Source organism: Acidobacteriota bacterium, assembly GCA_026393675.1.
In the GTDB taxonomy this organism is placed as follows: Bacteria; Acidobacteriota; Vicinamibacteria; order Vicinamibacterales; family JAKQTR01; genus JBAXOX01.
This window is the reverse complement of record JAPKZQ010000007.1, coordinates 1-23802: the sequence shown is the minus strand read 5'-3', so window position 1 is coordinate 23802 and position 23802 is coordinate 1. Positions and strand designations below refer to the sequence as shown.

19 protein-coding genes and 1 tRNA gene are annotated in these 23802 nt (G+C 64.4%); 17 read left to right on the top strand and 3 right to left on the bottom strand.

What is annotated here, in order from left to right; all coding sequences use genetic code 11:
* From tuf to rpoC, 11 genes are all read left to right on the top strand, one after another.
* Positions 1 to 151 (top strand): elongation factor Tu (gene tuf / locus NT151_03295; protein MCX6537952.1); only part of this gene is annotated, 151 nt, incomplete at its 5' end.
* A 128-nt stretch (positions 152 to 279) separates the two neighbouring features.
* Positions 280 to 429, top strand: a complete 150-nt coding sequence (gene rpmG, locus NT151_03290; protein MCX6537951.1) for a 50S ribosomal protein L33 — start codon at positions 280 to 282, stop codon at positions 427 to 429.
* Between the two features lie 81 nt (positions 430 to 510).
* Positions 511 to 586 (top strand) — tRNA-Trp (locus NT151_03285).
* A gap of 63 nt (positions 587 to 649) precedes the next feature.
* Positions 650 to 904, top strand: a complete 255-nt coding sequence (gene secE / locus NT151_03280) for a preprotein translocase subunit SecE (protein ID MCX6537950.1) — start codon at positions 650 to 652, stop codon at positions 902 to 904.
* Positions 901 to 1443: a transcription termination/antitermination protein NusG gene (gene nusG, locus NT151_03275; protein MCX6537949.1), complete on the top strand. Its 543-nt coding sequence runs from the start codon at positions 901 to 903 to the stop codon at positions 1441 to 1443. Before secE ends, nusG begins: the two co-directional genes overlap by 4 nt.
* 133 nt (positions 1444 to 1576) lie before the next feature.
* Positions 1577 to 1999 (top strand): 50S ribosomal protein L11, encoded by a 423-nt coding sequence (gene rplK, locus NT151_03270; GenBank protein ID MCX6537948.1) that lies wholly within the window; start codon positions 1577 to 1579, stop codon positions 1997 to 1999.
* A gap of 209 nt (positions 2000 to 2208) precedes the next feature.
* The gene (rplA, locus tag NT151_03265; GenBank protein ID MCX6537947.1) at positions 2209 to 2910 is read left to right on the top strand and encodes a 50S ribosomal protein L1; all 702 of its coding nucleotides are present in this window, start codon (positions 2209 to 2211) and stop codon (positions 2908 to 2910) included.
* A gap of 23 nt (positions 2911 to 2933) precedes the next feature.
* Complete coding sequence (gene rplJ, locus NT151_03260; protein MCX6537946.1) at positions 2934 to 3461, top strand: 50S ribosomal protein L10; 528 nt, start codon at positions 2934 to 2936, stop codon at positions 3459 to 3461.
* Positions 3462 to 3529: 68 nt separating this feature from the next.
* The gene (rplL, locus tag NT151_03255) at positions 3530 to 3910 is read left to right on the top strand and encodes a 50S ribosomal protein L7/L12 (GenBank protein ID MCX6537945.1); all 381 of its coding nucleotides are present in this window, start codon (positions 3530 to 3532) and stop codon (positions 3908 to 3910) included.
* Positions 3911 to 4049: 139 nt separating this feature from the next.
* A complete protein-coding gene (rpoB, locus tag NT151_03250; protein MCX6537944.1) occupies positions 4050 to 8360 on the top strand; it encodes a DNA-directed RNA polymerase subunit beta in 4311 nt (1436 codons plus the stop codon).
* Positions 8361 to 8409: 49 nt separating this feature from the next.
* On the top strand, positions 8410 to 12618 hold the full coding sequence (gene rpoC / locus NT151_03245) for a DNA-directed RNA polymerase subunit beta' (GenBank protein MCX6537943.1): 4209 nt from the start codon (positions 8410 to 8412) through the stop codon (positions 12616 to 12618).
* 124 nt (positions 12619 to 12742) lie between these two features.
* Here the strand turns inward: rpoC and NT151_03240 are convergent, their stop codons facing one another.
* Positions 12743 to 15100, bottom strand: coding sequence for a PEGA domain-containing protein (locus NT151_03240; protein MCX6537942.1), 2358 nt, complete (start codon positions 15098 to 15100; stop codon positions 12743 to 12745).
* Positions 15097 to 16326: a hypothetical protein gene (locus NT151_03235; GenBank protein ID MCX6537941.1), complete on the bottom strand. Its 1230-nt coding sequence runs from the start codon at positions 16324 to 16326 to the stop codon at positions 15097 to 15099. The genes NT151_03240 and NT151_03235 overlap by 4 nt, the downstream gene beginning before the upstream one ends.
* A 387-nt stretch (positions 16327 to 16713) precedes the next feature.
* Between NT151_03235 and NT151_03230 the strand changes: the two genes are divergently transcribed.
* Together NT151_03230 and NT151_03225 are read left to right on the top strand one after the other, a co-directional pair.
* A complete protein-coding gene (locus tag NT151_03230; GenBank protein MCX6537940.1) occupies positions 16714 to 17823 on the top strand; it encodes a lytic transglycosylase domain-containing protein in 1110 nt (369 codons plus the stop codon).
* Between the two features lie 72 nt (positions 17824 to 17895).
* Positions 17896 to 19203: a response regulator gene (locus NT151_03225; protein ID MCX6537939.1), complete on the top strand. Its 1308-nt coding sequence runs from the start codon at positions 17896 to 17898 to the stop codon at positions 19201 to 19203.
* Between the two features lie 169 nt (positions 19204 to 19372).
* On the opposite strand, the gene NT151_03220 is transcribed toward NT151_03225, so the two are convergent.
* The gene (locus NT151_03220) at positions 19373 to 20131 is read right to left on the bottom strand and encodes a protein phosphatase 2C domain-containing protein (protein ID MCX6537938.1); all 759 of its coding nucleotides are present in this window, start codon (positions 20129 to 20131) and stop codon (positions 19373 to 19375) included.
* Positions 20132 to 20486: 355 nt separating this feature from the next.
* Here NT151_03220 and rpsL point away from each other — a divergent pair, with 355 nt between their 5' ends.
* The 4 genes from rpsL to NT151_03200 form a co-directional block, all read left to right on the top strand.
* Positions 20487 to 20861: a 30S ribosomal protein S12 gene (rpsL, locus tag NT151_03215; protein MCX6537937.1), complete on the top strand. Its 375-nt coding sequence runs from the start codon at positions 20487 to 20489 to the stop codon at positions 20859 to 20861.
* Positions 20862 to 20871: 10 nt separating this feature from the next.
* Positions 20872 to 21345, top strand: coding sequence for a 30S ribosomal protein S7 (gene rpsG, locus NT151_03210; GenBank protein MCX6537936.1), 474 nt, complete (start codon positions 20872 to 20874; stop codon positions 21343 to 21345).
* A gap of 21 nt (positions 21346 to 21366) precedes the next feature.
* Positions 21367 to 23469, top strand: coding sequence for an elongation factor G (gene fusA, locus NT151_03205; GenBank protein ID MCX6537935.1), 2103 nt, complete (start codon positions 21367 to 21369; stop codon positions 23467 to 23469).
* Between the two features lie 203 nt (positions 23470 to 23672).
* Positions 23673 to 23802: GTP-binding protein (locus NT151_03200; GenBank protein MCX6537934.1), on the top strand; the 130-nt coding region annotated here is incomplete at its 3' end.

The following is a 23802-nucleotide window of genomic DNA, read 5'->3' as shown; positions in this document are numbered from 1 at the left end:
GGAGGGCGTGGAGATGATCATGCCCGGGGACAACACGCAGATTACGGCGGAGTTGATCCAGCCGGTGGCGATTGAGAAGGGCTCGAAGTTCGCGATCCGGGAAGGCGGCCGCACGGTGGGCGCCGGGACGGTCACGGAGATAATTGCCTAGGCGTTAGGCGAGAGGCGGTAGGCGCTAGGGAGAGGCGTTAGGCGAGAGGCGGTAGGCGCTAGGGAAGAACGCAGTTCGACCCCCTCACGCCTCGCACCTCACGCCTCGCGCCTGACAGGGACACAGCAATGCGGGACATGATTACGCTGGCGTGCAACGAGTGCAAGCGCCGGAACTACCACACTACGAAGAACAAGAAGAAGACGACAGAACGTCTGGAACTCAAGAAGTTCTGTCCGTGGTGCCGGGCGCACACGGCTCACAGGGAGACGAAATAGTTAGAGGCTTGGGACTCGGAACCCGGGAATTTGGCGCTCGGCAACAGGTTGCCCGAATCCCGAACCCCGAATCCCGATTGAAGGCCAATAGCTCAACTGGTAGAGCACCGGTCTCCAAAACCGGGGGTTGGGGGTTCGAGCCCCTCTTGGCCTGCCAGATGCAGCGGTCGGGCTGTCGCGATACGCGGCGGCGTGGCGTCGCCGAAATGAGAAGAAGGTCATGCTCGACAACGTGAAGTCCGCGCCAGGCAAGGCTCTCGAGGGAGTGACGGGGTCGTTTGGCAACCTCCGTAACTTCCTGAAAGAGGTGCGCAACGAGCTCAAGCGGGTCACCTGGCCGTCGCGCAAGGAAGTCTATGCGACGACGCTGGTCGTCATCATGACGTCGATCTTCTTTGGTGTGTATCTGTTCCTGCTCGACCAGGTGTTTGAGAAGAGCGTCCTGTCGCTGTTCCATTACTTCGGTGCCAAATGACCGACGTCAAGACGAAGCAGTGGTTCATCGTCCACACGTATTCGGGCTTTGAGCGCAAAGTGGCCGAATCGCTGCGCCAGCGGGTGCAGGCGTACGGCGTGGTCGACGAGATCGGCGAGATTCTGATCCCGACCGAGGATGTCGTGGAGATGCGGGGCGGTCGCAAGGTGGTGACGCCCAAGCGCTTCTTCCCCGGCTACATCCTGGTCGAGATGGCGATGACCGACAACGCGTGGCACGTGGTGAAGAACACCCCGAAGGTCACCGGGTTTGTCGGAGCCGGTGCCAAGCCGACGCCGCTCACCAAGGAAGAGGTCGACCAGATCCTGCTACAGGTGTCGACGGCGGCCGAGAAGCCGAAGCCGAAGTATTCGTTCGAGAAGGGCGACCAGGTGCGGATCAACGAGGGACCGTTTACCAGCTTCAACGGCATGGTCGACGATGTCAACCTCGATCGGAACACGTTGAAGGTGATGGTCACGATTTTCGGCCGGGCGACGCCGGTGGAGTTGGATTTTCTCCAGGTGGAGAAGATGTAACTGGAGACGGTTTCAAAACCTGCGTGAGCGGCACATTTTTCGGCCGCCAGAACGGGTTCTGAAACCGGTTGCAGGGATTCGGGCTACCGATTACTGATTACGGACTACTGGATATTGATCGAGAGTTACCGAGATGGCAAAGAAAGTACAGGCGGTCGTAAAGTTGCAGATTCCTGCCGGCAAGGCGACGCCGGCGCCGCCGGTGGGCACCGCGCTTGGTCCCCATGGCGTCAACATCATGGGATTCTGCAAGGACTTCAATGCGAAGACGGCGAGCCAGGAAGGCTTGATCATCCCGGTGCTCGTGACGATCTTCGCCGACCGCACCTTCAGCTTCATCACCAAGACGCCGCCAGCGTCGGTGTTGCTCAAGCGGGCGGCCAATATCGCCAAGGGATCGGCGGTGCCCAACAAGACGAAGGTGGGCACGGTCACGGCCAAGCAGGTCGAGGACATCGCCAAGTCGAAGATGCCCGATCTCAACTGCGAATCGATCGAGTCGGCGATGAAGACGGTGGCTGGGACAGCCCGGTCGATGGGCCTGGACGTCATCTAGGCCCTTCGATTCATGAGTGCGGTGACAAACGTGTTCACTCAGGGCCTAGTGCTGAGCGAGCATTTTTCGCTAGATGGTCTCGCAAGAATACGCACGCGTATTGGCGAGTCGAAGCACTAGGCAGAACCCCGGTGCCAGAGGCCAGAACCGGCCGGCACCCCTGGTGGGAGGGCCTGCACTAGAGGCCCGTTGGGACCACGGAGGAGTCCATGCGAAGAGTAGGCAAGAAGTTCGCCGCTTCGAAGGCGCAGGTGCCGCAGCGGTCCCTGACGATTGACGAAGCGGTACCGCTCGTCCAGAAATTGAAATACGCAAAATTCGACGAGACGGTGGAGTTATCCATCAGGCTGGGCGTGGATCCGAAACACGCCGACCAGATGGTGCGCGGCACAGTCGTGCTGCCGCACGGGCTCGGCAAGACCAAGAAGGTGTTGGCCATTGCCGGGGGTGAGAAACAGAAGGAAGCGCAGGAAGCGGGCGCCGATGTGGTCGGCGGCGAAGAACTCGTCGAGAAGATCCAGGGCGGGTGGATGGATTTCGAGGCGGTGGTCGCCACGCCCGACATGATGCGCGCGGTGGGCAAACTCGGGAAGGTGCTCGGGCCCCGCGGCCTGATGCCGAATCCCAAGACCGGCACGGTGACTCAGGACATCGGCAAGGCGATCCGCGAGATCAAGGCTGGCAAGGTGGAATTCCGCGTCGACAAGACCGGCATCGTGCACGCGCCGGTCGGCAAGGTGTCGTTCGCGACGGACCGCCTGGTGGAGAACACGAAAGCGCTGGTCGATAGCATCGTCAAGGCCAAGCCGCCAGCGGCCAAGGGCAAGTACGTCAAGAGCGTCACCATCTGCTCGACGATGGGCCCCGGGATCAAGATCGACACGACGAGCATCGAGGCGGCGCCAAAGTAGGCCGCGGAATCAGGGATTAGCGTATGGCACTCACGAGAGCTGAAAAGCAGACCGAGCTGACGACGCTCGAATCCGAACTGCGCGCCGCGCAGAACGCGATTCTGGTTAATTACAAGGGTTTGAAGGTGCCGCAGGTGACCGAACTGCGGCGGCAGGTACGCGCGGCCAAGGGTCGGTACCGCGTCGTCAAGAACTCGATGGTCAAGCGTGTCATCAAGGGCACGCCGCTCGAATCGCTGGGCACGCATTGCACCGGCGCGACGGCGGTCGCCTACTCCGGCGCGGATCCGGTCGCGCTGGCGAAGGTGCTGACCACGTTCATCAAGACCGCGCCGGCGCTGAGCATCAAGGGCGCGGTCGTGCAGGGCAGGGCCATTCAGGCCGCCGAGGTGGTGGAGCTGGCGAACCTGCCGTCGAAGCCGCAACTGTACGCGAAGCTGCTCTTCCTGCTGCAGGCCCCGATGGTGCAGCTGGTACGCGTGCTGAACGGGGTGCCGCGCGATCTGATGAACGTGCTGGCACAGGTGGAAAAGAAGAAATCAGAGGCGTAGGGGGGCGTGGCGCGCCGCGCCCCTGTTGAGCAGGACCGATGAATCGGTAGGAGACGAAGATGGTCGAACTGACGCAGCAGCAGGTGGTGGAGTACATCAAGAACATCAGCGTGATCGAGCTCTCGCAGCTCGTGAAGACGCTGGAATCCGAGCTTGGCGTATCGGCGGCGGCGATGCCGATGGCGATGCCGATGGGCGCGATGGGTGGCGGCGGCGCCGCGGCTCCGGCCGAGGAGAAGACCGAGTTCAACGTGATCCTGACCGACATCGGCGCCAACAAGATCAACGTGATCAAGGCCGTCCGCGAGGTCACGAGCCTCGGACTCAAGGAAGCCAAGGACCTGGTCGAGGCTGCTCCGAAGGCCGTCAAGGAAGGCGTGCCGAAGGACGAGGCCGAAGCCATCAAGAAGAAGTTCGAGGCAGCCGGCGCCAAAGTCGAGATCAAGTAGCGCCGATCCGGGTGTGGGGCGCCAGGCCGCTGACGGCGGCGGGCGCCCCGACGCGTCCTCTTGCCAGGCCGACGCGAGTGTCGGTCGGTGATCCGTCCGAGTGTCTTGGAGCCCGCAAGGCCCTAGTCCCGAGAGCAGCATGTACAGCCTTCCGAAGAACATCTATCGCGAGCGCATCGACTTCTCGAAGATCAAGACCACGGTTCCGATTCCGAACCTGATTGAGATCCAGCGGAAGTCGTACGAACGGTTCCTTCAGATGAACCGGCTCCCGAACGAGCGGGAAGACATCGGCCTGCAGTCGGTGTTCAAGTCGGTGTTTCCGATCAGCGACTTCCGCGAGAACTCGTCGCTGGAGTTTATCGAGTATTCGATCGGCAACTGGGAGTGCAAGTGCAGCAAGCTCCAGGGCCTGCAGCACCTGCGCAAGCCGTGCACCAACTGCGGCACCGTCCTGGTGGCCGAGCCCTACGGCGACCGCGGCGTGCTGTGCCCGAAATGCGGCCGGTCCAACGAGGCCCGCGGCGATGTGTGCGACATCTGCGGCAACACGGTCGACCTCAAGCTGAAGTACGACGTGGATGAGTGCCAGGAGCGCGGCATGACGTACGCCGTGCCGCTCAAGGTCACGATCCGCCTGGTGGTGTGGAACAAGGATCCGGAAACCGGCGCCAAGACCATCCGCGACATCAAGGAGCAGGAGGTCTACTTCGGCGACATCCCGCTGATGACCGACAACGGCACGTTCATCATCAATGGGACCGAGCGCGTCATCGTGTCGCAGCTCCACCGGTCGCCTGGCGCGTTCTTCCACTCCGAGGACAAGGCGCTCTACGTGGCGCAGGTGATTCCGTACCGCGGCTCGTGGGTCGAGTTCGAGTACGACGCGAAGAACCTGCTGTACGTGCGCATCGACCGCAAGCGCAAGTTCCTGGCCTCGGTGTTCCTGCGCGCCCTCGGGTTGCGCGGCGCCGACGAGATCATCCGGACGTTCTTCACGCTCGACCGCATCTATCTGCGCCAGGGCTCGCTCTACTGGAGCGTGGCCGAAAGCCTCGTGGGACTGCGGGCGGGCGAGGATATCCCGATCCCCGGCACCGACACGGTGCTCGCCAAGGGCCGGAAGATCACGATGTCGTCGATCAAGGCGCTCCGCAGCGCGGGCGTCGAGGCGATCAAGGTCGACGAGGCCGAGCGCGAGGGCGCGTATGCCGCCGCCGACGTCGTGGATCCGGAGACCGGCGAGATCATCCTCGAGGCCAACGACGAGGTCACGCACCGCATCATTGCGATCGCCCAGGAGAAGGGCGTCGATCGGGTGGACGTGTTCTTCCCGGACCGAGACGAGGTGGGACCGACCATCTCCACCACGCTCAAGAAGGATCCAATCCGGACCCACGAAGAAGCGCTCATCGAGATCTACCGGCGGCTCCGCCCCGGCGATCCGCCGACGCTCGACAGTTCGCGGTCGCTCTTCGAGAACATGTTCTTTAACCCGCAAAAGTACGACTTCTCGCGGGTCGGCCGGTTGAAGCTGAACACGAAACTCGGCGTCAAGACGCCCCTCGAGGAGAAGATCCTGCACCCGCAGGATTTCTACGAGGTCATCCGGTACCTGCTCAAGCTGCGCAAGAACCCGGGGTACGTCGACGATATCGACCACCTCGGCAACCGCCGCGTGCGGTCGGTGGGCGAGCTGCTCGAGAACCAGTTCCGCATCGGCCTGGTGCGGATGGAGCGGGCCATCAAGGAGAAGATGTCGGTCTACCAGGAAATGGCGACCGCCATGCCGCACGATCTGATCAATGCGAAGCCGGTCATGGCGGCCATTCGCGAGTTCTTCGGATCGTCGCAGCTGTCGCAGTTCATGGACCAGACCAATCCGCTCTCCGAGGTGACGCACAAGCGCCGTCTGTCCGCGCTCGGGCCCGGCGGCCTGTCGCGCGAACGCGCCGGGTTCGAGGTCCGCGACGTGCACCCGACGCACTATGGGCGCATCTGCCCGATTGAGACGCCGGAAGGCCCGAACATCGGCCTGATCTCGTCGCTGTCGTCCTATGCTCGGATCAACGAGTTCGGCTTCATCGAGTCGCCCTACCGCAAGGTCAGGGACGGCAAGATTGTCGACTACGTGGTCATCACCAACGCCGGAACGAGCAAGCACAAGATCGGCGAGGTGGTCGAGTCCCACGAGATCGCCGAGGACCTCGGCGGCGGGAAACGGCGGGCGAAGAAGGGGATCGAGTGCGAACCGTACCCGTTCTACCTGTCCGCCTGGGAAGAGGACCAGTACATCGTCGCCCAGGCCAACGTGTCCGTGGACGATCAGGGGCGGCTGCGCGACGAACGCGTCAATGCCCGCCAGGCCGGCAACTTCATCCTGGCGCAGCGCGACAGCGTGCAGTTCATCGACGTGTCGCCGAAGCAGCTCGTGTCGGTGGCCGCGTCGCTCATCCCGTTCCTCGAACACGACGACGCCAACCGCGCGCTGATGGGATCGAATATGCAGCGCCAGGCGGTACCGCTGCTGCGGGCCCGGGCGCCGTTTGTCGGCACCGGCATGGAGTACAACACGGCGCGCGATTCGGGGGCCGTGGTCCTGGCCCGCCGCGCCGGCACGATCGACTACGTCGACTCACAGCGCATCGTCGTGCGCGTGCACGGTGAGGATGGCGAGATCAGCCCGGAGATGGGCGCCGACATCTACAAGCTCACCAAGTTCAAGCGGTCGAACCAGAACACCTGCATCACGCAGAAGCCCATCGTCGGCGTGGGCCAGAAGGTCCACAAGGGCCAGGTGCTCGGCGACGGTCCGTGCACGGAGCTGGGCGAGCTGGCCCTCGGCCGCAACGTCCTGGTCGCGTTCATGCCGTGGCGCGGATACAACTTCGAAGACGCGATTCTCGTGTCCGAGCGGATGGTGAAGGACGACTACTACACGTCGATCCACATCGAGGAGTTCGAGATCGAGGCTCGCGATACGAAGCTCGGACCCGAGGACATCACGCGGGATATTCCGAACGTGTCGGAGACGTTCCTCAGGGATCTCGACGAGAGCGGCATTATCCGGATCGGCGCGTCCGTCAAGTCGGGCGACATCCTGGTGGGCAAGGTCACGCCGAAGGGCGAAACCCAGCTCACGCCGGAAGAGAAGCTGCTGCGCGCCATCTTCGGCGAGAAGGCCGGCGATGTCCGCGACGCGTCGCTCATCTGCCCGCCCGGCATCGAGGGGATCATCGTCGGGGTGAAGATCTTCTCGCGCAAGGGCATCGAGAAGGACGATCGAGCCAAGGCCATCGAGGCCGAAGAACTCGAGATGATGGAAAAGAACCTGCAGGACGAAGTGCGTATCCTGCACGAGGAGATCAAGAAGCAGGCGGTCGTGATGCTGCAGGGGCAGACGCTCCGTTCGGACCTCTACGACGAGGACGGGCGCGAGAAGCTGCTGAAGCGGGGCACCCTGCTGACCCGCGAGGTGCTCGATGGCGTGCCCTACACCCCGATGATGCGCATCAAGGTCACCGGCGAGGATCCGCGGCTCGAGTCCGATCTGCGCGATCTCGACGAGCGGACCAAGCGCAAGGTCGAGGTGACCGAGCAGCTCTTCGAGGAGAAGAAAGACAAGGTCCGCCGGGGCGACGAACTGCCGCCGGGCGTGATCAAGCTCGTCAAGGTGTACGTGGCGATGAAGCGCAAGCTGTCGGTCGGCGACAAGATGGCCGGCCGCCACGGCAACAAGGGCGTCATCGCGCGCATCCTCGCCGAAGAGGACATGCCGTACCTGCCGGATGGCACGCCGGTGGAAATCGTGCTGAACCCGCTCGGCGTTCCGTCTCGTATGAACGTCGGTCAGATTCTCGAGACGCACCTCGGCTGGGCGGCCCACGCGCTGGGTCTCTATTTCGCGACGCCGGTGTTTGACGGGGCGACCGAAAAGGAGATCAAGCACTGGTTGGCCGAGGCCGGGATGCCGACAGGCGGCAAGACCAAGCTCTACGACGGCATGACGGGCGACGGGTTCGAGCAGGACGTGACGGTCGGCTACATCTACATGCTGAAGCTGTCGCACCTGGTCGACGACAAGATCCACGCCCGATCGATCGGGCCGTACTCGCTCATCACCCAGCAGCCGCTCGGCGGCAAGGCCCAGTTCGGCGGCCAGCGCTTCGGGGAGATGGAAGTGTGGGCGCTCGAAGCGTATGGCGCCGCGCACATCCTCCAGGAGCTGCTCACGGCCAAGTCGGACGATGTCACGGGCCGCGCGAAGATCTACGAGTCGATCGTCAAGGGCGACGCCTCGTTCACCCCCGGGCTGCCCGAGTCGTTCAACGTGTTGATCCGCGAACTCCAGTCGCTGTGCCTCGACGTGCAGCTGCTCAAGACGAAGAAGAAGCCGGCGCCGCCCGAGGAGCCCGTGCCCCCGGCCGAGCCGGTGTTGCAGGAAGTGTGATCACGCCAGATGCGTGAGCGGTTGATTAGCACTGTGAGTGAAGGACTCCATGAGACCTAGCTTCGACACGAAGGGTTCGTTGATGGCGGATTTCGACGCGATCCAGATCAAGCTTGCGTCGCCCGAAATCATCCTGGGGTGGTCGCACGGCGAGGTGACCAAGCCGGAGACCATCAACTACCGCACGTTCAAGCCCGAACGCGACGGCCTGTTCTGCGCGAAGATCTTCGGGCCGATCACCGACTGGGAATGCCTGTGCGGCAAGTACAAGCGGATGAAGCATCGCGGCGTCATCTGCGACAAGTGCGGCGTCGAAGTGACGCAGGCCAAGGTCCGGCGCGAGCGCATGGGGCACATCACGCTGGCGACCCCGGTCAGCCACGTGTGGTTCTTCAAGGGGCTGCCGAGCCGCATCGGGCACCTGCTCGACATTTCGCTCCGCGATCTCGAGCGGATTCTGTATTTCGAGGGCTACGTCGTCGTCGATCCGGGCGATACGGACCTCAAGCAGAACCAGCTGCTCAACGAGGAACAGTTCCGCAAGGCCAAAGAAGACCATGGCCACCGCTTCAAGGCGCAGATGGGCGCCGAGGCGATCAAAGAGCTGCTGAAGCGGGTGGACGTCGAGAAGATGGCCGGCGAACTGCGCGAGAAGATGCGCACCGAGCAGTCGGCGGCGAAGAAGCTGAAGTATGCGAAGCGGCTGAAGGTGGTCGACGCGTTCCGCAAGTCGACCAACAAACCGGAGTGGATGATCCTGGACGTCGTGCCGGTGATTCCGCCCGAGCTGCGGCCGCTCGTGCCGCTCGACGGCGGCCGGTTCGCGACCTCCGACCTGAACGATCTCTACCGTCGCGTCATCAACCGCAACAACCGGTTGAAGAAACTGATTGAGTTGAAGGCGCCAGACGTCATCATCCGGAACGAAAAGCGCATCCTGCAGGAAGCGGTCGATGCGCTGTTCGACAATGGCCGGCGCGGCCGCGTGCTGCGCGGCGCCAACAACCGGCCGCTCAAGTCGCTGTCCGATACGCTGAAAGGCAAGCAGGGCCGGTTCCGTCAGAACCTGCTCGGCAAGCGCGTCGACTACTCGGGCCGTTCGGTCATCGTCGTCGGGCCGGAGCTCAAGCTCAACCAGTGCGGCCTGCCGAAGAAGATGGCGCTCGAGCTGTTCAAGCCGTTCATCTACAACAAGCTCGAAGAGCGCGGCATGGTGCAGACCATCAAGCAGGCCAAGGAGATGGTCGAGCAGCAGAAGCCAGAGGTGTGGGACATCCTCGAAGAGGTGATCCGCGAGCACCCGGTGCTGCTGAACCGCGCCCCGACGCTGCACCGCCTCGGCATCCAGGCGTTCGAGCCGGTGCTGGTGGAAGGCAAGGCCATCCGCATCCACCCGCTGGTCTGCACGGCGTTCAACGCCGACTTCGACGGCGACCAGATGGCGGTGCACATTCCGCTCTCGCCCGAAGCCCAGATTGAAGCCTCGGTGCTGATGATGTCGTCGAACAACGTGCTGTCGCCGGCCAGCGGCGCTCCGATCGCGATTCCCTCGCAGGACATTGTGCTGGGGTGCTACTACCTGACCAAGGCCAAGCCGGGTGCGAAAGGCGAGGGCCGCGCGTTCGCGGGGATTGACGACGTGCTGCTGGCGCTCGAGGCCGGCGAGGTCGAGACGCTGACGCCGATCCGCCTGCGCCACACGGGCGACCTGCAGGATCTGACCGCGTCACGCGACGACCAGGACGTGCTGCACACCGAGGTGCAGACGGTGAAAGGCAAGATCATCAACACGACCGTCGGCCGCGTCATCCTGAACGATGCGCTGCCGAAGGAGATGCCCTACGTCAACGGACTCCTCAAGAAGAAGGGCCTGCAGCAGGTCGTGCAGTCGTGCTACCTGAAGTTCGGCCTCGAGAAGACCGTCGAGATGCTCGACAGCTTGAAGGATCTGGGCTTCCTGTACGCGACCAAGTCGGGCCTGTCGATCGGCATCGACGATCTGATCGTGCCCGCCGAAAAGCCAGCGTTGGTCGAGTCGGCCCGCCAGGAAGTCATCCGGGTCGAGCAGCAGTACCTCGAAGGCGCGATCACCAACGGCGAGCGCTACAACAAGGTCATCGCCATCTGGTCGGACGTCACCGAGCGCATTGCCGACAAGATGTTCAGCAGCATGCAGGCGATGGACAAGGAAGGGAAGAACTTCAATCCTGTCTACGTCATGGCCGACTCCGGCGCCCGCGGCAGCAAGCAGCAGATCCGGCAGTTGGCCGGCATGCGCGGTCTGATGGCCAAGCCGTCGGGCGAGATCATCGAGACGCCGATCACGTCGAACTTCCGTGAAGGCCTCACCGTGCTGCAGTACTTCATTTCCACGCACGGCGCGCGCAAGGGGCTGGCCGACACGGCGCTGAAGACGGCGGATTCCGGCTACCTGACGCGCCGACTGGTTGATGTGGCGCAGGACGTGATCATCTCCGAACTGGACTGCGGCACGCTGGACGGCATCGAGGCGCAGGCGATTGTCGAAGGCGGCGAAACGATCGAGCCGCTCCGCGACCGGATCATGGGCCGCGTGACACTCGAACGGGTGGCCGATCCGTTCAGCGACGAGACGATTACCGATGCCAGCCAGGAAATCACCGAGGAACTGGCGTCGGCGATCCAGGACGCGGGCATCGAGCGCGTCAAGATCCGCTCGGTGCTGACGTGCGAATCGCGCCGCGGCGTGTGCGCGAAGTGCTACGGCCGCGACCTGGCGACCGGGCGCCTGGTGGAACTCGGGCAGGCGGTGGGCGTCATCGCCGCCCAGTCGATCGGCGAGCCCGGCACGCAGTTGACGATGCGGACGTTCCACATCGGCGGCACGGCGTCGCGCGTCGCCGAACAGTCGACGCTCGAATCGGGGCATGGCGGGACCGCGCGGTACCACGGCCTGCAGGCCGTGGTGGGCCGGCCGCTCGCGGACGGCAGCATCAATCTCGTCGTGATGAACCGCAGCGGGTCGGTGGTCATCCAGGATGAGAAGGGCCGCGACCGCGAACGCCACCAGCTGGTGTACGGCGCCCGCCTGAAGGTTCAGGAAGGGGAGCACGTCGAATCCGGCACGGTGCTCGCCGAGTGGGATCCCTACACGGTGTCGATCCTGACCGACGGCAGCGGTCTGATCCGGTTCAAGGACATCATCGAAGGCCAGACGGTGCACGAGGAAGTCGACGAGGTCACGGGCCTCTCGCGGCTCATCATCGTCGACTCGCCGGACGAGAAGAAGCAGCCGACCATCGAAGTCAAGATGAAGGACGGGACAACCCGCCGCTACCACATGCCGTCGCGGGCGCATCTCATGGTGCGTGACGGAGAAGACGTGGTGGCTGGCGACGTGCTGGCGAAGATCCCGCGTGAGACCACCAAGACCAAGGACATCACGGGCGGTCTGCCGCGCGTCGTCGAACTGTTCGAAGCCCGGAAGCCGCGCGATCCGGCCGTGATGAGCGCGATCGACGGGATTGTCAAGTTCGGCGGCATCGTGAAGGGGCGCCGCAAGGTGCTCATCGCGCCCGACGACAGCTCCTCCGAGGCGGCCGAGTACGAGATCCCGCGCGGCGTGCACGTGGCCGTGCAGGAAGGCGAACGCGTCCGCGCCGGCGATCCCCTGATGGACGGCCCGCGCAACCCGCACGACATCCTGGCGGTCCTCGGGGAAAAGGAACTGCAGAAGTACCTGGTCAACGAGATCCAGGAGGTCTACCGCCTGCAGGGCGTCACGATCAACGACAAGCACATCGAGACGATCACCCGCCAGATGATGCGGTGGGTGAAGATCGAGGAAGTCGGCGATACCGAGTTCCTGATCGAGGACGTGGTCGACAAGTTCCGGTTCCGCGAGGAGAACGAGCGCGTGATCCGCGAGAGCAAGATGCCGGCGAAGGGCCGGCCGGTCCTGCTCGGCATCACCAAGGCGTCGCTGTCGACCGAGTCGTTCATCTCGGCCGCGTCGTTCCAGGAAACGACCCGCGTGCTGACCGAGGCGTCCATCTCCGGGAAGATCGACTTCCTGCGCGGCCTCAAGGAGAACGTGACCATGGGCCGGCTCATCCCGGCGGGCACGGGCTTCGAGTACTACAAGAACGTGCGGATTCCGGCCGATGAGCCGCCGCCACCGCCTCCGCCAAGCGAAGAGGAACTCGAGCTCGAGCGAGAGATGGAATATATGGCCGAATCGGACATCGCGGTTGGCCTGGCGCGCGATTCGGAAGAGTAGGAAGACGAGGCGCCCCGCCGTCGCTCGCGCGTAGTCGACTGCGAGCTATGGCGGGCGGGGCGCAATTTTGGAGAGTATGATCGGCGGCAGCTGCTTCGCAGTTGTCGCCGATTCTTCTTTTGGGTTACTTGATGACAGCCGGCCTCGGGGCCTCGCCGAGGCCGGAGAGGCGCAACTTCACAATGGCGCCCACCGACGCCCCATCGTCGGCCAGCACTTGGCTGTCGTTGGCCGCAGCCTCCCGAAACAGCGTCATCGCACGGTCGCGCTCGCCGAGTTCCTCGTGGCATCGCGCACGGAAGTACAGCGCCGCGCCGGGACTGACGCCCACGCCATTGGGCACCTGACCGAGACCAGTCAGTAACTCGAGTGCCTGCCGCCACTCGCGGAAGCGCATGTGCACCAGCGCGAGATTGAAGTTCGACAAGTCGCGATCAACGGCGCTCGTCGCCACGGCCGACGCGGCCTGCAGCTTGGCGACGATGCTGTTGCCGAACGACGCTGGTTCGAACACCGGTGCGCGCTGCGGGCGGCGTTGTACAGGCACGGCCAGTTGGCGGGGCGGTGATCCAGATGTCGGGTCCGGGAGCCGGAGATTGAGGACCTCGCCGGGCTTCTTCTGCCGGATGTGATCGGACAGTTGCGAGGCCGTCATCGGCGTACCGTCAATCGCGAGAACGCCGTCGCCCGCCTTGATGCCGGCGAGCGCCGCGGGGCTCCCGGCCTCAACCGATACGATCAGCAGCGGCGCGTCCGGCAACAGCGTATCGGCGACACGCATGCCCAGGTCGTTTCGATAGACCAGCTGCCAGGGGTCTGCCGGACGATCAATGTGCTCGAAGACGGAAACGAGCGTGTCGGTCGTGATGGTGGTGAGCCGAATGCGGTCAGCACCGGCGTGGTCGTGCCAGAACAACAGGAAGTCGAGCGGCGCGTCGGCGCTGTCGGCCGCACCACGCGCGACGGCGGCCAGCAGCAACGGGGCGTCGTAGTTGTCCCTGGCCTGCTTCAGCAGTTTCTTGACCGCATCGGCATCCCCCCGGTCGGCGGCGGTGACCAGTTCGACCGTCTGCGCGTCGGTCCAGCGTTGGACCTCGGGCGGGATGTCAATCGGCGCGGCGAGGCGGAAACTCCTGATCGTCGAGGCCAGCGTCCGGTCGACCGTGCTGGTCAGATCGGCCGCCGGCCGCAGCACATTCTGCACCGTTTCGACGGCGCCGAGGAATCCCAGTCCCGTCTTGAGGGTGACGTCGAGGACCTCTGTGCGTCCCCTGATGATCACCGCCGTGACGTTGTACGACCCTATCGCATGCCGCACTCGAACACGATGTTCACCCGAGCAGACGCTGCGCTCGAACGGTGTGCGCCCGGCCATCTTCCCATCGAGGTACACATCGGCGTCGGTCGGGATCGACGTCACGCGCATGGTGCCCACATCAGGCCGCATGCGGATCGCATTCGATTCGCCGAACCAGAGCAGGGGAGTGCCCGGGGCGATCCCGGCCAGCGAATCGGCGGTCACGGCGACGGGCCGGGTTTCCTCGACGAAACACTCGCCGCGGAAGCGGACATTGAAGGACCGATCGACCGGGGCGTCGCGAACCAGGATTCCCGCCGAGGTGGCCGCGTCGAACTTCGCCACGGCGACGGCCTGATCAAGGGCGCCGCCTTCTTCGGGCGAGAGCGTGTTCTTGAGGTCCGACAGCCGGATCGTCTCGCCCGCGGGCACATTGTCGACAATGACGCTGATGCCCTGCCGGTCGGTCAGGAAGACGATGGGGGGAACCTGCGCTTTCGGCGCCAGGTCGGTCACCGCTGCGGTCTGCGCGGCCACGATGGTCACGCGTATGCCAGCCGCCTGATGAGCCGGCTTCTCGAGGCGCAACTGGTAGGAACCCGCGATGAGCGACACGCGAACCGGGGTCTCGCCCGTAACGCCGACATCGATGCCGTCGAGCAGGATGCGACAATCGCGCACGCGCGAGCTGACTTCGAGCAATCCGCCCTCGCGCGTTTTCAAGCCGTCGAGCGTCTCCTGTTCACGGGGCGGAAGCGTCACATTGAAAAACGGATCGACGCGAAGCAGTTCTCGATAACTGTCCTCGACCTTCTCGTTGTTCATCGACTGCATGTGTCCGCGAGCCCTGAAGATGAACAACTGCCGATGAACCGGGCGTTCGACCGACGTGAGCGGCCGCGTCTTCCGGAGTTCCACCGACTCGACCGCCAGATGATCGAGCGATTCGAGGGCCGCTCGCGGGTCCGCGTTGAGCAGTTGTCCGGCGCGTTCAACCCGCGTCTGGAATGGTTCGATCGCGGCCGCCTGTCCGGCCGTCACAGGCGGTGGCTGCTGCGGCGGTGGCTGCGTCGGTGGTGGTTGCGTCGGCGGCGGCTGGCCCAATCCACTTGCCCGCATCTGGTCGGCCGTCCCGACCAGCACGAGACAAACCGCACACGCGATCAATACAAGACGCGATTTCATCGGAGCCTCATGATGCGGGCAGCGCCCTTCCCGGCAAGAACCAGTGAACCGCCCGGCGCGGCACCAATCGCCCACGGGTTCTTCAGCCCGCGTTCGCCCTCCTGTGGGATCAGGAACGAGCCCACCACGACCGCGCTGATCTTGCCATCGGGTGTGGCGCGGAGATTGATGACCGACACGCGTTTCAGGTCGCGATCCAGCAGGTAGAGACCGTGCACGGTATCCACCGCAATGTCTTCCACACGTTCGAGCTTCACGGTGCCGATCATCGGCCCGAACGCGGCAATCTGGCGTTGATTGGCGTCGAGGATCCGCAGCGCCTGTCCTCGCTCATCCAGGAGGTAGCTCCAGTCCGACGCGCCCACTTTGACGACCCGCTGCTTGCCGACCGCGCCGGCTGGCGCACAGCTGCCGGCCGGGTACTGGCAGCGGATCAGGCCGTCGTAATCCCTGTCGATCACGAGCAGATCGCCGTTCGACAGCGCGGCCATCGACCGTACTTTCCGGAATGGCCGGGCTTTTCCGCCCTGGGTGCCGGTCAGTTGCACCGGCCGAGAGGCCGGCACGGTGGCCAGACCGGTGTTGCCGAAGACGAGGATGTTGCCGTCGGGGAGCACCGTGGCTGCCGTCGGCTCCTGAGGCGCGGCCGCTTGCGCCCCGGTGTCCTGGCCCACCCGGTAGACGCGTCCGGCGCCCTCGTCGAGGAGGACGAACTTTCCCTCGCCCTCGAAGATGATCGTCCTTGGTTCATCGATGTTCTGGATGCCGCGCGAGGGCCACGGTTCGAACGTTGGAAAGTAGACGGCACTTGGTGAAGCTGCGGCCCTGAGTCTCCGTCCAAGCGTGGTCGCCATCTCCACCGCCTGCTGCCTCAACGGATTCTCGGGCCCGACTTCGTCGCGCAGCAGCTGACATTCGAGAATGGCGGGTTGCAGGTCACCGGTAAGCGCCAGCAGACGTGCCAGCCTGAGTCTGGCGGTCAGCGCATCGGGCGTGCCTGGCTGTTCGATCAGCAGAGCGTAGAGACGATCGGTCGCGAGATCAAACCTGAACTCGGATTCCGCCTTGACCGCCTGCGCAAGGAGCGACTCTCGCGAAGGCGACTGGGGCGACTGTGCGGGCGCGCGCGCTGCCGACTGGGCCACGAGCGCGGGCGCCAGGCAAACTCCAGCGGCGAGGGCGAGGCCTGCCAGACGAGCGAATCTGCCGCACCACGATCTGCGCATTGTCCAATCCCGTTCCATTGAACATGTGATGATGTGCTGCGCTGCTGACCCAAGCCTCGGGCGCCGCAGCTCGAAGCAGCAATCCCGCCATATCATATGCCGACCTGATGAGGATGCGTCCTCCAGGGTGGCCTCACTGGGGCGCCATGTCGGGCCGACCCGCAATCGCCACCGATGTGGTCGAGGATGCCTGGTGTCGGACCACCGACAGTCGGCGCATGTTGCGGGAGGTCGAACAACCGTGACACCGCGCGAGTTTTGGCCGTTTGTCCTGCAATTGGTCAGCCGTTGCTCCAGGTGTGTCCTCACGACGGGGCAGGCACAAGACCTGCTACCGGAGATAGCCAGGGACAGGGTCTGTCCCGTATGAGGGAGGACTGCCTGAGCGTGAGAATCGTCTTTTCGAGCCTCGTGGCGCTCGTCGTGCCGGCCATCGCGCTGGCCGGAGGTCCGCCTTCCGGAACCTGCTCGCTGTCGGCGCTGGACGGTGTTCGTCTGCTGCTGGCTCGATCCACAGTGGCTGACCTCGCGTCGGGCGATTTGTCGGAGTCCGACAAGCGCTGGCGCGAGTTCGCGCGGGCGGCCACAGCTGTGCTCGGTGCGGAAGTGGCGGCCGAGGCGGATGCCGAGACGCGCGCCGAGTATGTGGCTGCGCTCCACGGGAAGCAGGTGGTGACGGTCGCCTGCGACGCGGGCTCTGTGTCCCGAGACCGGGCGGCATACAGGCTTGGGCTGTTGGGCTACTCGCTGGATGACATCGCCCGTATGGTGACCGGGCGTGTCTCTCGATCCGATATCGATTCAGACGCGGCGCGCAGGCTTGCCTGCCTGCCGCCGCGGCCGCTGTCGTCCACGCCATCGACATCGGATGTCGCCGCCGGCCCCGTCCTCGTGGCCGGCGGACACGCATCGGCGAGAAGCGGTCTGTGGAACGCCGGCGAGTTGGCCACCCTGCCACTTCCACGTACACGACCTGCGGTATTCCGACCAGCCTCCGCGTTGGTGCCAGTCCAAAGCGCGCTGCAGGCTCCGGGTTTTCCTGTTCCGATCAGGCCGGGATTGCTGGCCGTCGGGGCGACTCCAGCCCTCCGCATGCTGTCTCCGAGCTCGGCTGTCATTGACTGGTGGACCCGCTACTACTCGCTGGCGTACGGGGTCGATTATCAACTGGTCGCCGCCATCATCCGGCAGGAATCCAACTGGCAGCCGGCAATCGTGTCGAACAAAGGCGCCGTCGGATTGATGCAGTTGATGCCCGCGACAGCCGCGATGCTCAGGGTGAATCCTCGTGACCCGATCGAGAACCTGCGCGGCGGGATCGCGTATCTGGCAGGCCTGCTGAGCAACTACGGCAGTGTGCGATCGGCGCTGATCGCCTACAACGCCGGACCCGCCCATGCCGACCAGGTACTCCGCGGCGAACGGGAACCGTTCCCCGAGACTCAACGGTACCTCAGCGCCGTCGACGCCTTTTACTCAATCGACGCTAAACGCTAAAGTGCCTGAAGATTCATGCTGCCGGGCTGGGTGCCGATTACCGAAAAGGCGTGATGTCCCGGAGCGGCCGGTATGAAGATTCTCCTCGTCGACGACAGCACCACGATTCGTATGATGCTCCGGCGCGCGCTCGCCGGGCTCCAGCAGACCGACATCGCGGAGGCTCAGAACGGTCTTGAGGCTTTGGCCGAGATCGGGCGGCGCCGTTTTGATCTGGCGATCCTCGACATCAATATGCCCGTCATGGATGGTCTCGAGACGCTCGAAGCCATTCGCGCGTCGCCCTTACACGCGGGGCTTCCCGTCGTGGTCCTCACCAGTGAGAAGAGCGAGGGCATCGTGCGGCGGTTGGTCGAGATGGGCATTGCCGACTACCTCTCGAAGCCGCTCAGCCAGGATCGGCTGTCCGATCGCCTGTCGCACATTATCAGTCGCCTGACTCAATCCGCGGCTCCGAGTCCCACCCTGCGGGCGGCCGAGCACGGTCAACGCGTGCTGGTGGTCGAGCACGATCCGGACCGCCGCCACTTCCTCGTGAATGTGCTGGCGCAACACTTCAAGGTCGTGGAGACCGATTCGGGAGCGGGCGCGCTCCAGCTGATGCTGGGACAGGCGGCTCCGGTCGTCGACGTGGTGTTGATGGGCGAGCAGATTGGCCTGCCGCCGGCCGAGTTGTTCATCTCGAAGATGAAGACCGTGCCACCACTCTCCCGGGCGAGAGTCGTGGCGTGCCGTCGCAAGGCCGGCGCTCAGGGCAGTCCGTCACCAGACCTGGTCGATGCGATGGTCGACTGGACGTACGTGCCCGAGGTGTTCCTCGCCGCGTTCGAACGAGCCGTGACAGGCGTCGACACGCCGCTGGCGGGCATGCCGTCGTTTCGGGCGAGTTTGGAACGCGACGCCGTCTGCGCGACCGAGCAGTTGTTTGGGTTGATGTTGTCCTCTGAAGTGGCGCTGGTTCCGCCGGGGGGGACGCCGCGTTGTCCCTGGCCGGGTCGCGGCTTGCACGCGCGATTGGATCTGGTGGCCCCGGGTACCGCGTCGTTTGCCGTGCTGTTTCGGGCGGACGACGTGTCGGCCGCCGCGATCACCGCACAACTGATTGGCGTCACGCCCGAAGAGGTTGACGAAAGCGACGTCAAGGCCACCGCCGCGGAATTCGCCAACATCATCGCCGGCCGGCTTCGCAATCGGCTGATCGAGGCAGGCATGTCGACGCAGATGCAGTTACCGACCACGTGGACAGGCGCCACGACTGACGGGTTCCCCGCCTCGGATGTGGCCACGCTCACGTTCAATTCGACGCGTCCGCCGGCGTCCTTTGAACTGCTGCTGTGCGTGGGTTGCGCTGGGACGATCCAGGTTCGTGATGCTGCCTGAGAACAGTGAGACCGGATAGGCCGGGCCGTCAAAGCCGATGCGAAGCACGGCCTCACCAGCCGGGCGCGTCGCTGGTGGCGCCGGCGGTGCAATCAGGGGCGGGCCCCTGTGCCCGCCCGAATCACGTGGGGCAACCACGGGGGTTGCCCCTACACCACCGCATGTCCTGTCAGATGCCGGGGCGGACGAGAACGACGGTGACGTTGTCGGGTCCGCCCGCCGCGTTGGCGGCGTCGACCAGGGCCGATGCTGTCGCCTCCAAATCGGCCGCTGGCGCCCCGAACACGCGCGCGATGCCGTCGTCGCCGAGCGGTCCGTAGAGCCCATCGCTGCAGAGCAGCAGGAGATCGCCGACGTCGAGCGGGACGTCGTGTGCGCGTGCCTCGAGGCCGGCGACCGACCCGAGCGCCTTGGTGAGCATATGGCGCAGCTGGTGGTGCCGGACCGACTCGGCCGCGGCACCGGCCCGCACCATGGCGGCGACCCAGGTATCGTCTTCCGACAACTGGGTCAGCGTGCCCTGGCGCCAGCGGTAGAGCCTGCTGTCGCCGACCGCGACAAACGACGCCCGGCCCTCAACAACCGCCACCGCAATCACGGTGGAACCCATCCCTGCGTGCGCAGGTTCCCGCTCGGCACCGTGCCGAATCTGCCGGTTTGCCAACAGGACGGCATTCCGCAACTGATTGCCTTCGAATGAGATGTCAGGATTGAACCCGTACGGCCAGGTGATCGTCGAGTCGTGACGAGAACTGATGACGAACTCGGTGATGGTGTCGACCGTGATCTTGGACGCGACCTCGCCCCCTTGATGCCCCCCCAGTCCGTCTGCGACGGCGAACAGCGCCAGGCCGGCGTCGGCGATCAAGGCATCTTCGTTTCCCGCCCGGACCCGCCCGGGATGGCTTTTTGCGGCGAATGAGACCACGCGTCACCTGCTCGTTCTCTCGGGCTCCCCTGGAACAGCTTGCGTCGAGAAACCCGGCCGTGCTATCTTTCATAGGTTCTTCGGACGTTAGGAAACCCTATCTAGCGTCCGCCGCCTAGAAGGCACCGCGGATTATTCCGCTCCTCGGCGAGAAAACACAAGTCATAGGGTTTGTCGCCCTCCGGCGCCAAGCGTCTGTAGGCGCTTCTAGGCCAGAGGGACTCCAGGGTTCGGTCGGGCGTCGTTCGTGATCGCCACCCGGCCCGGAGTTGAAGTGGATGTGACGGTGGACACCGTGCCGGTCTTGTGGCAGGGAGTGTTCCCGTCGGTTGCGTAGGTATTGTACGGAGCAGCCGTGCCGACCATCAGTCAGCTCGTTCGTAAAGGGCGCGATCAAATCGTCTTCAAGACGAAGAGTCCCGCGCTGCAGGACAACCCCCAGAAGCGGGGTGTGTGTGTGCGCGTCTTCACGCAGACGCCGAAGAAGCCGAATTCGGCCCTTCGCAAGGTCGCGCGCGTGCGGTTGACGAATGGGATCGAGGTGACCACCTATATCCCCGGCGTCGGCCACAACCTCCAGGAGCATTCGCTGGTGCTCATCCGAGGGGGACGCGTCAAGGACCTTCCCGGCGTTCGTTATCACGTGATTCGCGGCACGCTCGACGCAGTGGGTGTGCAGGGGCGCAAGCAGGGTCGTTCCACGTACGGCGCCAAGCGGCCGAAGCAGTAGGACCGAAGCTATGCCACGCAGACGAGAAATTGCCAAGCGCGAAGTGCTGCCCGATCCGGTGTACGGGAGTACGCTGGTCACCAAGTTCATCAACACGGTGATGAAGGAAGGCAAGCGCAGCACGGCCGAGTCCATCCTGTACCGCGCCTTCGACATCATCAAGGAGAAGACCGGCGACGATCCCGTCAAGGTCTTCAAGAAGGCCGTCGACAACGTCAAGCCGGCGCTCGAGGTCAAGTCGCGCCGCGTGGGCGGATCGAACTACCAGGTGCCCATCGAGGTGAACCCGACCCGGCGGCTCTCGCTGAGCATCCGCTGGCTCGTGCTCTACTCGCGGACCCGCGGCGACGGCAAGACGATGCACGAGAAGTTGGCCAACGAGTTCATGGATGCCGCGAATCTGCGTGGCGGCGCCGTGAAGAAGAAAGAAGACACGCACCGCATGGCCGAGGCCAACAAGGCCTTCGCCCATTATCGCTGGTAGCGACAGGAAGCACCGAAACCCATGCCTCGGCTCGTATCACTCGATCGGACGCGGAACATCGGCATCATGGCCCACATTGATGCCGGGAAGACCACGACGACCGAACGCATCCTGTTTTACACAGGCATCACCTACAAGCTGGGAGAGGTGCACGATGGCACCGCGGTGATGGACTGGATGGAGCAGGAGCAGGAGCGGGGCATCACGATTACGTCCGCCGCCACGACGTGTATGTGGCGGGACAACCGGATCAACATCATCGACACGCCCGGCCACGTGGACTTCACGGCCGAGGTCGAGCGCTCGCTGCGGGTGCTGGATGGCGCGGTCGCGGTGTTCGACGCGGTGTCTGGTGTCGAGCCGCAGTCGGAGACGGTGTGGCGCCAGGCCGACAAGTACCGCGTGCCGCGGATCTGCTTCGTCAACAAGATGGACCGCGTCGGCGCGGACTTCGCCGAGACGCTGTCGCAAATTCGGAAGAAACTGGGCGCCAACCCGGTCGCCATCCAGTTGCCGATTGGCGCCGAATCGAACTTTACGGGTGTCATCGACCTCGTGCGGATGAAGGCGATCCGCTACATGGACGAGACGCTCGGGGCCGACTACGTCGTCGAGGACATTCCGGCCGAGCATCAGGCGCTGGCGCACGAGTACCGGGAGCACCTGATCGAGAAGGTCAGCGAAGTCAACGACGCCATCCTCGAGAAGTACCTGCACGGCATTGAGATCACCGAGGACGAAATCAAGGCGGTCCTGCGCAAACGCACGATCGAATCGGTGCGCAACGAGAAGGCGCCGTTTGTCCCCGTCATCTGCGGATCCGCCTTCAAGAACAAGGGCGTGCAGCCGCTGCTCGATGCCGTGGTCGACTACCTGCCGTCGCCGCTCGACATTCCGCCCATGATTGGGCTGGTGCCAGACAAGGGCGAGGAGCAGACCGAGCGGCCCGCCGACGACAAGGCGCCGTTTGCCGCGCTGGCGTTCAAGATCATGACCGACCCGTTTGTCGGACAGCTCGCCTTCATCCGGGTCTACTCGGGCGTCCTGCAGTCGGGCGGTTCCGTCTACAACACGACCAAGGGCAAGACCGAACGCATTGGCCGTCTCCTGAAGATGCACGCCAACAAGCGTGAGGAAATCAAGGAAGTCTACGCGGGCGATATCGCCGCGGCCGTGGGATTGCGGAGCGTGACCACGGGCGACACCATCTGCGACGAGAAGCGGCCTGTTCTGCTCGAGGCGATGGATTTTCCCGAACCGGTGATTTCCCTGGCGATCGAGCCCAAGACGAAAGCCGATCAGGAAAAGCTCGGTATGGGACTTGGCAAGCTGCAGGCTGAGGATCCCACCTTCCGCGTGCGGACCGACCAGGAAACCGGGCAGGTGATCATCGCCGGGATGGGCGAACTGCACCTGGAAATCATCGTCGACCGGTTGAAGCGCGAATTCAACGTCGAGGCGAGTGTGGGACGGCCCCAGGTCGCCTACAAGGAAACGCTCACGATGGCCGCCCAGGGCGAAGGGCGCTACATCCGCCAGACGGGCGGCCACGGGCAGTACGGCCACGCGAAGATCCGCCTGGTGCCGCGCAAGCCTGGCGAGGGGTTCGAGTTCGAGAACGTGATCTCGGGTGGCACGATTCCGCGCGAGTACATCAAGCCGATCGAGGAAGGCATCCGCGAGGCGATGACCGGCGGCGTACTCGCCGGCTACCCGGTCGATGATGTGGGCGTGGAGCTGTACGACGGGTCGTACCACGACGTCGATTCGTCCGAGATGGCGTTCAAGATTGCGGGTTCGATGGCGTTCAAGGACGCCGCGAAGCGGGCCAATCCTGTTCTGCTCGAGCCCGTGATGCGCGTCGAAGTCGTGGTGCCCGAAGAGTACATGGGCGACGTCATGGGCGATATCAACAGCCGCCGCGGCAAGATTCAGGCGATGGAAGCGCGCGGCGGGACGCAGATTGTCCGCGCTCGCGTGCCGCTGTCGGAAATGTTCGGCTATGCGACCGACCTGCGTTCGCGAACGCAGGGACGAGCGACCTACTCGATGCACTTCGAGCGATATGAGCAGGCGCCGCAGACCGTGAGCGAGGAAGTGGTCGCGAGGATTTCCGGGCGGTGACCCGGGTTACTGGAGACGGTTTCAAAACCTGCGCATGCGGCCGGCTGTTCGGCCACCAGCCTCCGCCCGCGCAGTGAGTGGAGGCTGTCCGCCGAAGCCCAATGGGCGCAGGCGGACCGCATCGCGAGCTACGGCTGGCAAGCCAGCCGAGGTAGTGAGAGAGATAGCGGCGCACTCGTCACAGGGAGCTACGGAGACCAGCCATGGGGAAAGAGAAATTCGATCGGTCGAAACCGCACGTCAACGTGGGGACCATTGGGCACATTGACCACGGAAAGACGACGCTGACGGCGGCGTTGACGAAGGTGGCGTCGTTGAAGGGCTGGGCGAAGT

Excerpts from the sequence above, each read along its gene's own strand:
- rplK (MCX6537948.1), top strand. The coding sequence starts at position 1,577 with ATGGCAAAGAAAGTACAGGCGGTCGTAAAGTTGCAGATTCCTGCCGGC.
- rpsG (MCX6537936.1), top strand. The coding sequence starts at position 20,872 with ATGCCACGCAGACGAGAAATTGCCAAGCGCGAAGTGCTGCCCGATCCG.
- rpmG (MCX6537951.1), top strand. The coding sequence starts at position 280 with ATGCGGGACATGATTACGCTGGCGTGCAACGAGTGCAAGCGCCGGAAC.
- nusG (MCX6537949.1), top strand. The coding sequence starts at position 901 with ATGACCGACGTCAAGACGAAGCAGTGGTTCATCGTCCACACGTATTCG.
- fusA (MCX6537935.1), top strand. The coding sequence starts at position 21,367 with ATGCCTCGGCTCGTATCACTCGATCGGACGCGGAACATCGGCATCATG.
- NT151_03240 (MCX6537942.1), bottom strand. The coding sequence starts at position 15,100 with ATGAAATCGCGTCTTGTATTGATCGCGTGTGCGGTTTGTCTCGTGCTG.
- rplA (MCX6537947.1), top strand. The coding sequence starts at position 2,209 with ATGCGAAGAGTAGGCAAGAAGTTCGCCGCTTCGAAGGCGCAGGTGCCG.
- rplJ (MCX6537946.1), top strand. The coding sequence starts at position 2,934 with ATGGCACTCACGAGAGCTGAAAAGCAGACCGAGCTGACGACGCTCGAA.
- secE (MCX6537950.1), top strand. The coding sequence starts at position 650 with ATGCTCGACAACGTGAAGTCCGCGCCAGGCAAGGCTCTCGAGGGAGTG.
- rpoC (MCX6537943.1), top strand. The coding sequence starts at position 8,410 with ATGAGACCTAGCTTCGACACGAAGGGTTCGTTGATGGCGGATTTCGAC.
- NT151_03235 (MCX6537941.1), bottom strand. The coding sequence starts at position 16,326 with ATGCGCAGATCGTGGTGCGGCAGATTCGCTCGTCTGGCAGGCCTCGCC.
- NT151_03225 (MCX6537939.1), top strand. The coding sequence starts at position 17,896 with ATGAAGATTCTCCTCGTCGACGACAGCACCACGATTCGTATGATGCTC.
- rpoB (MCX6537944.1), top strand. The coding sequence starts at position 4,050 with ATGTACAGCCTTCCGAAGAACATCTATCGCGAGCGCATCGACTTCTCG.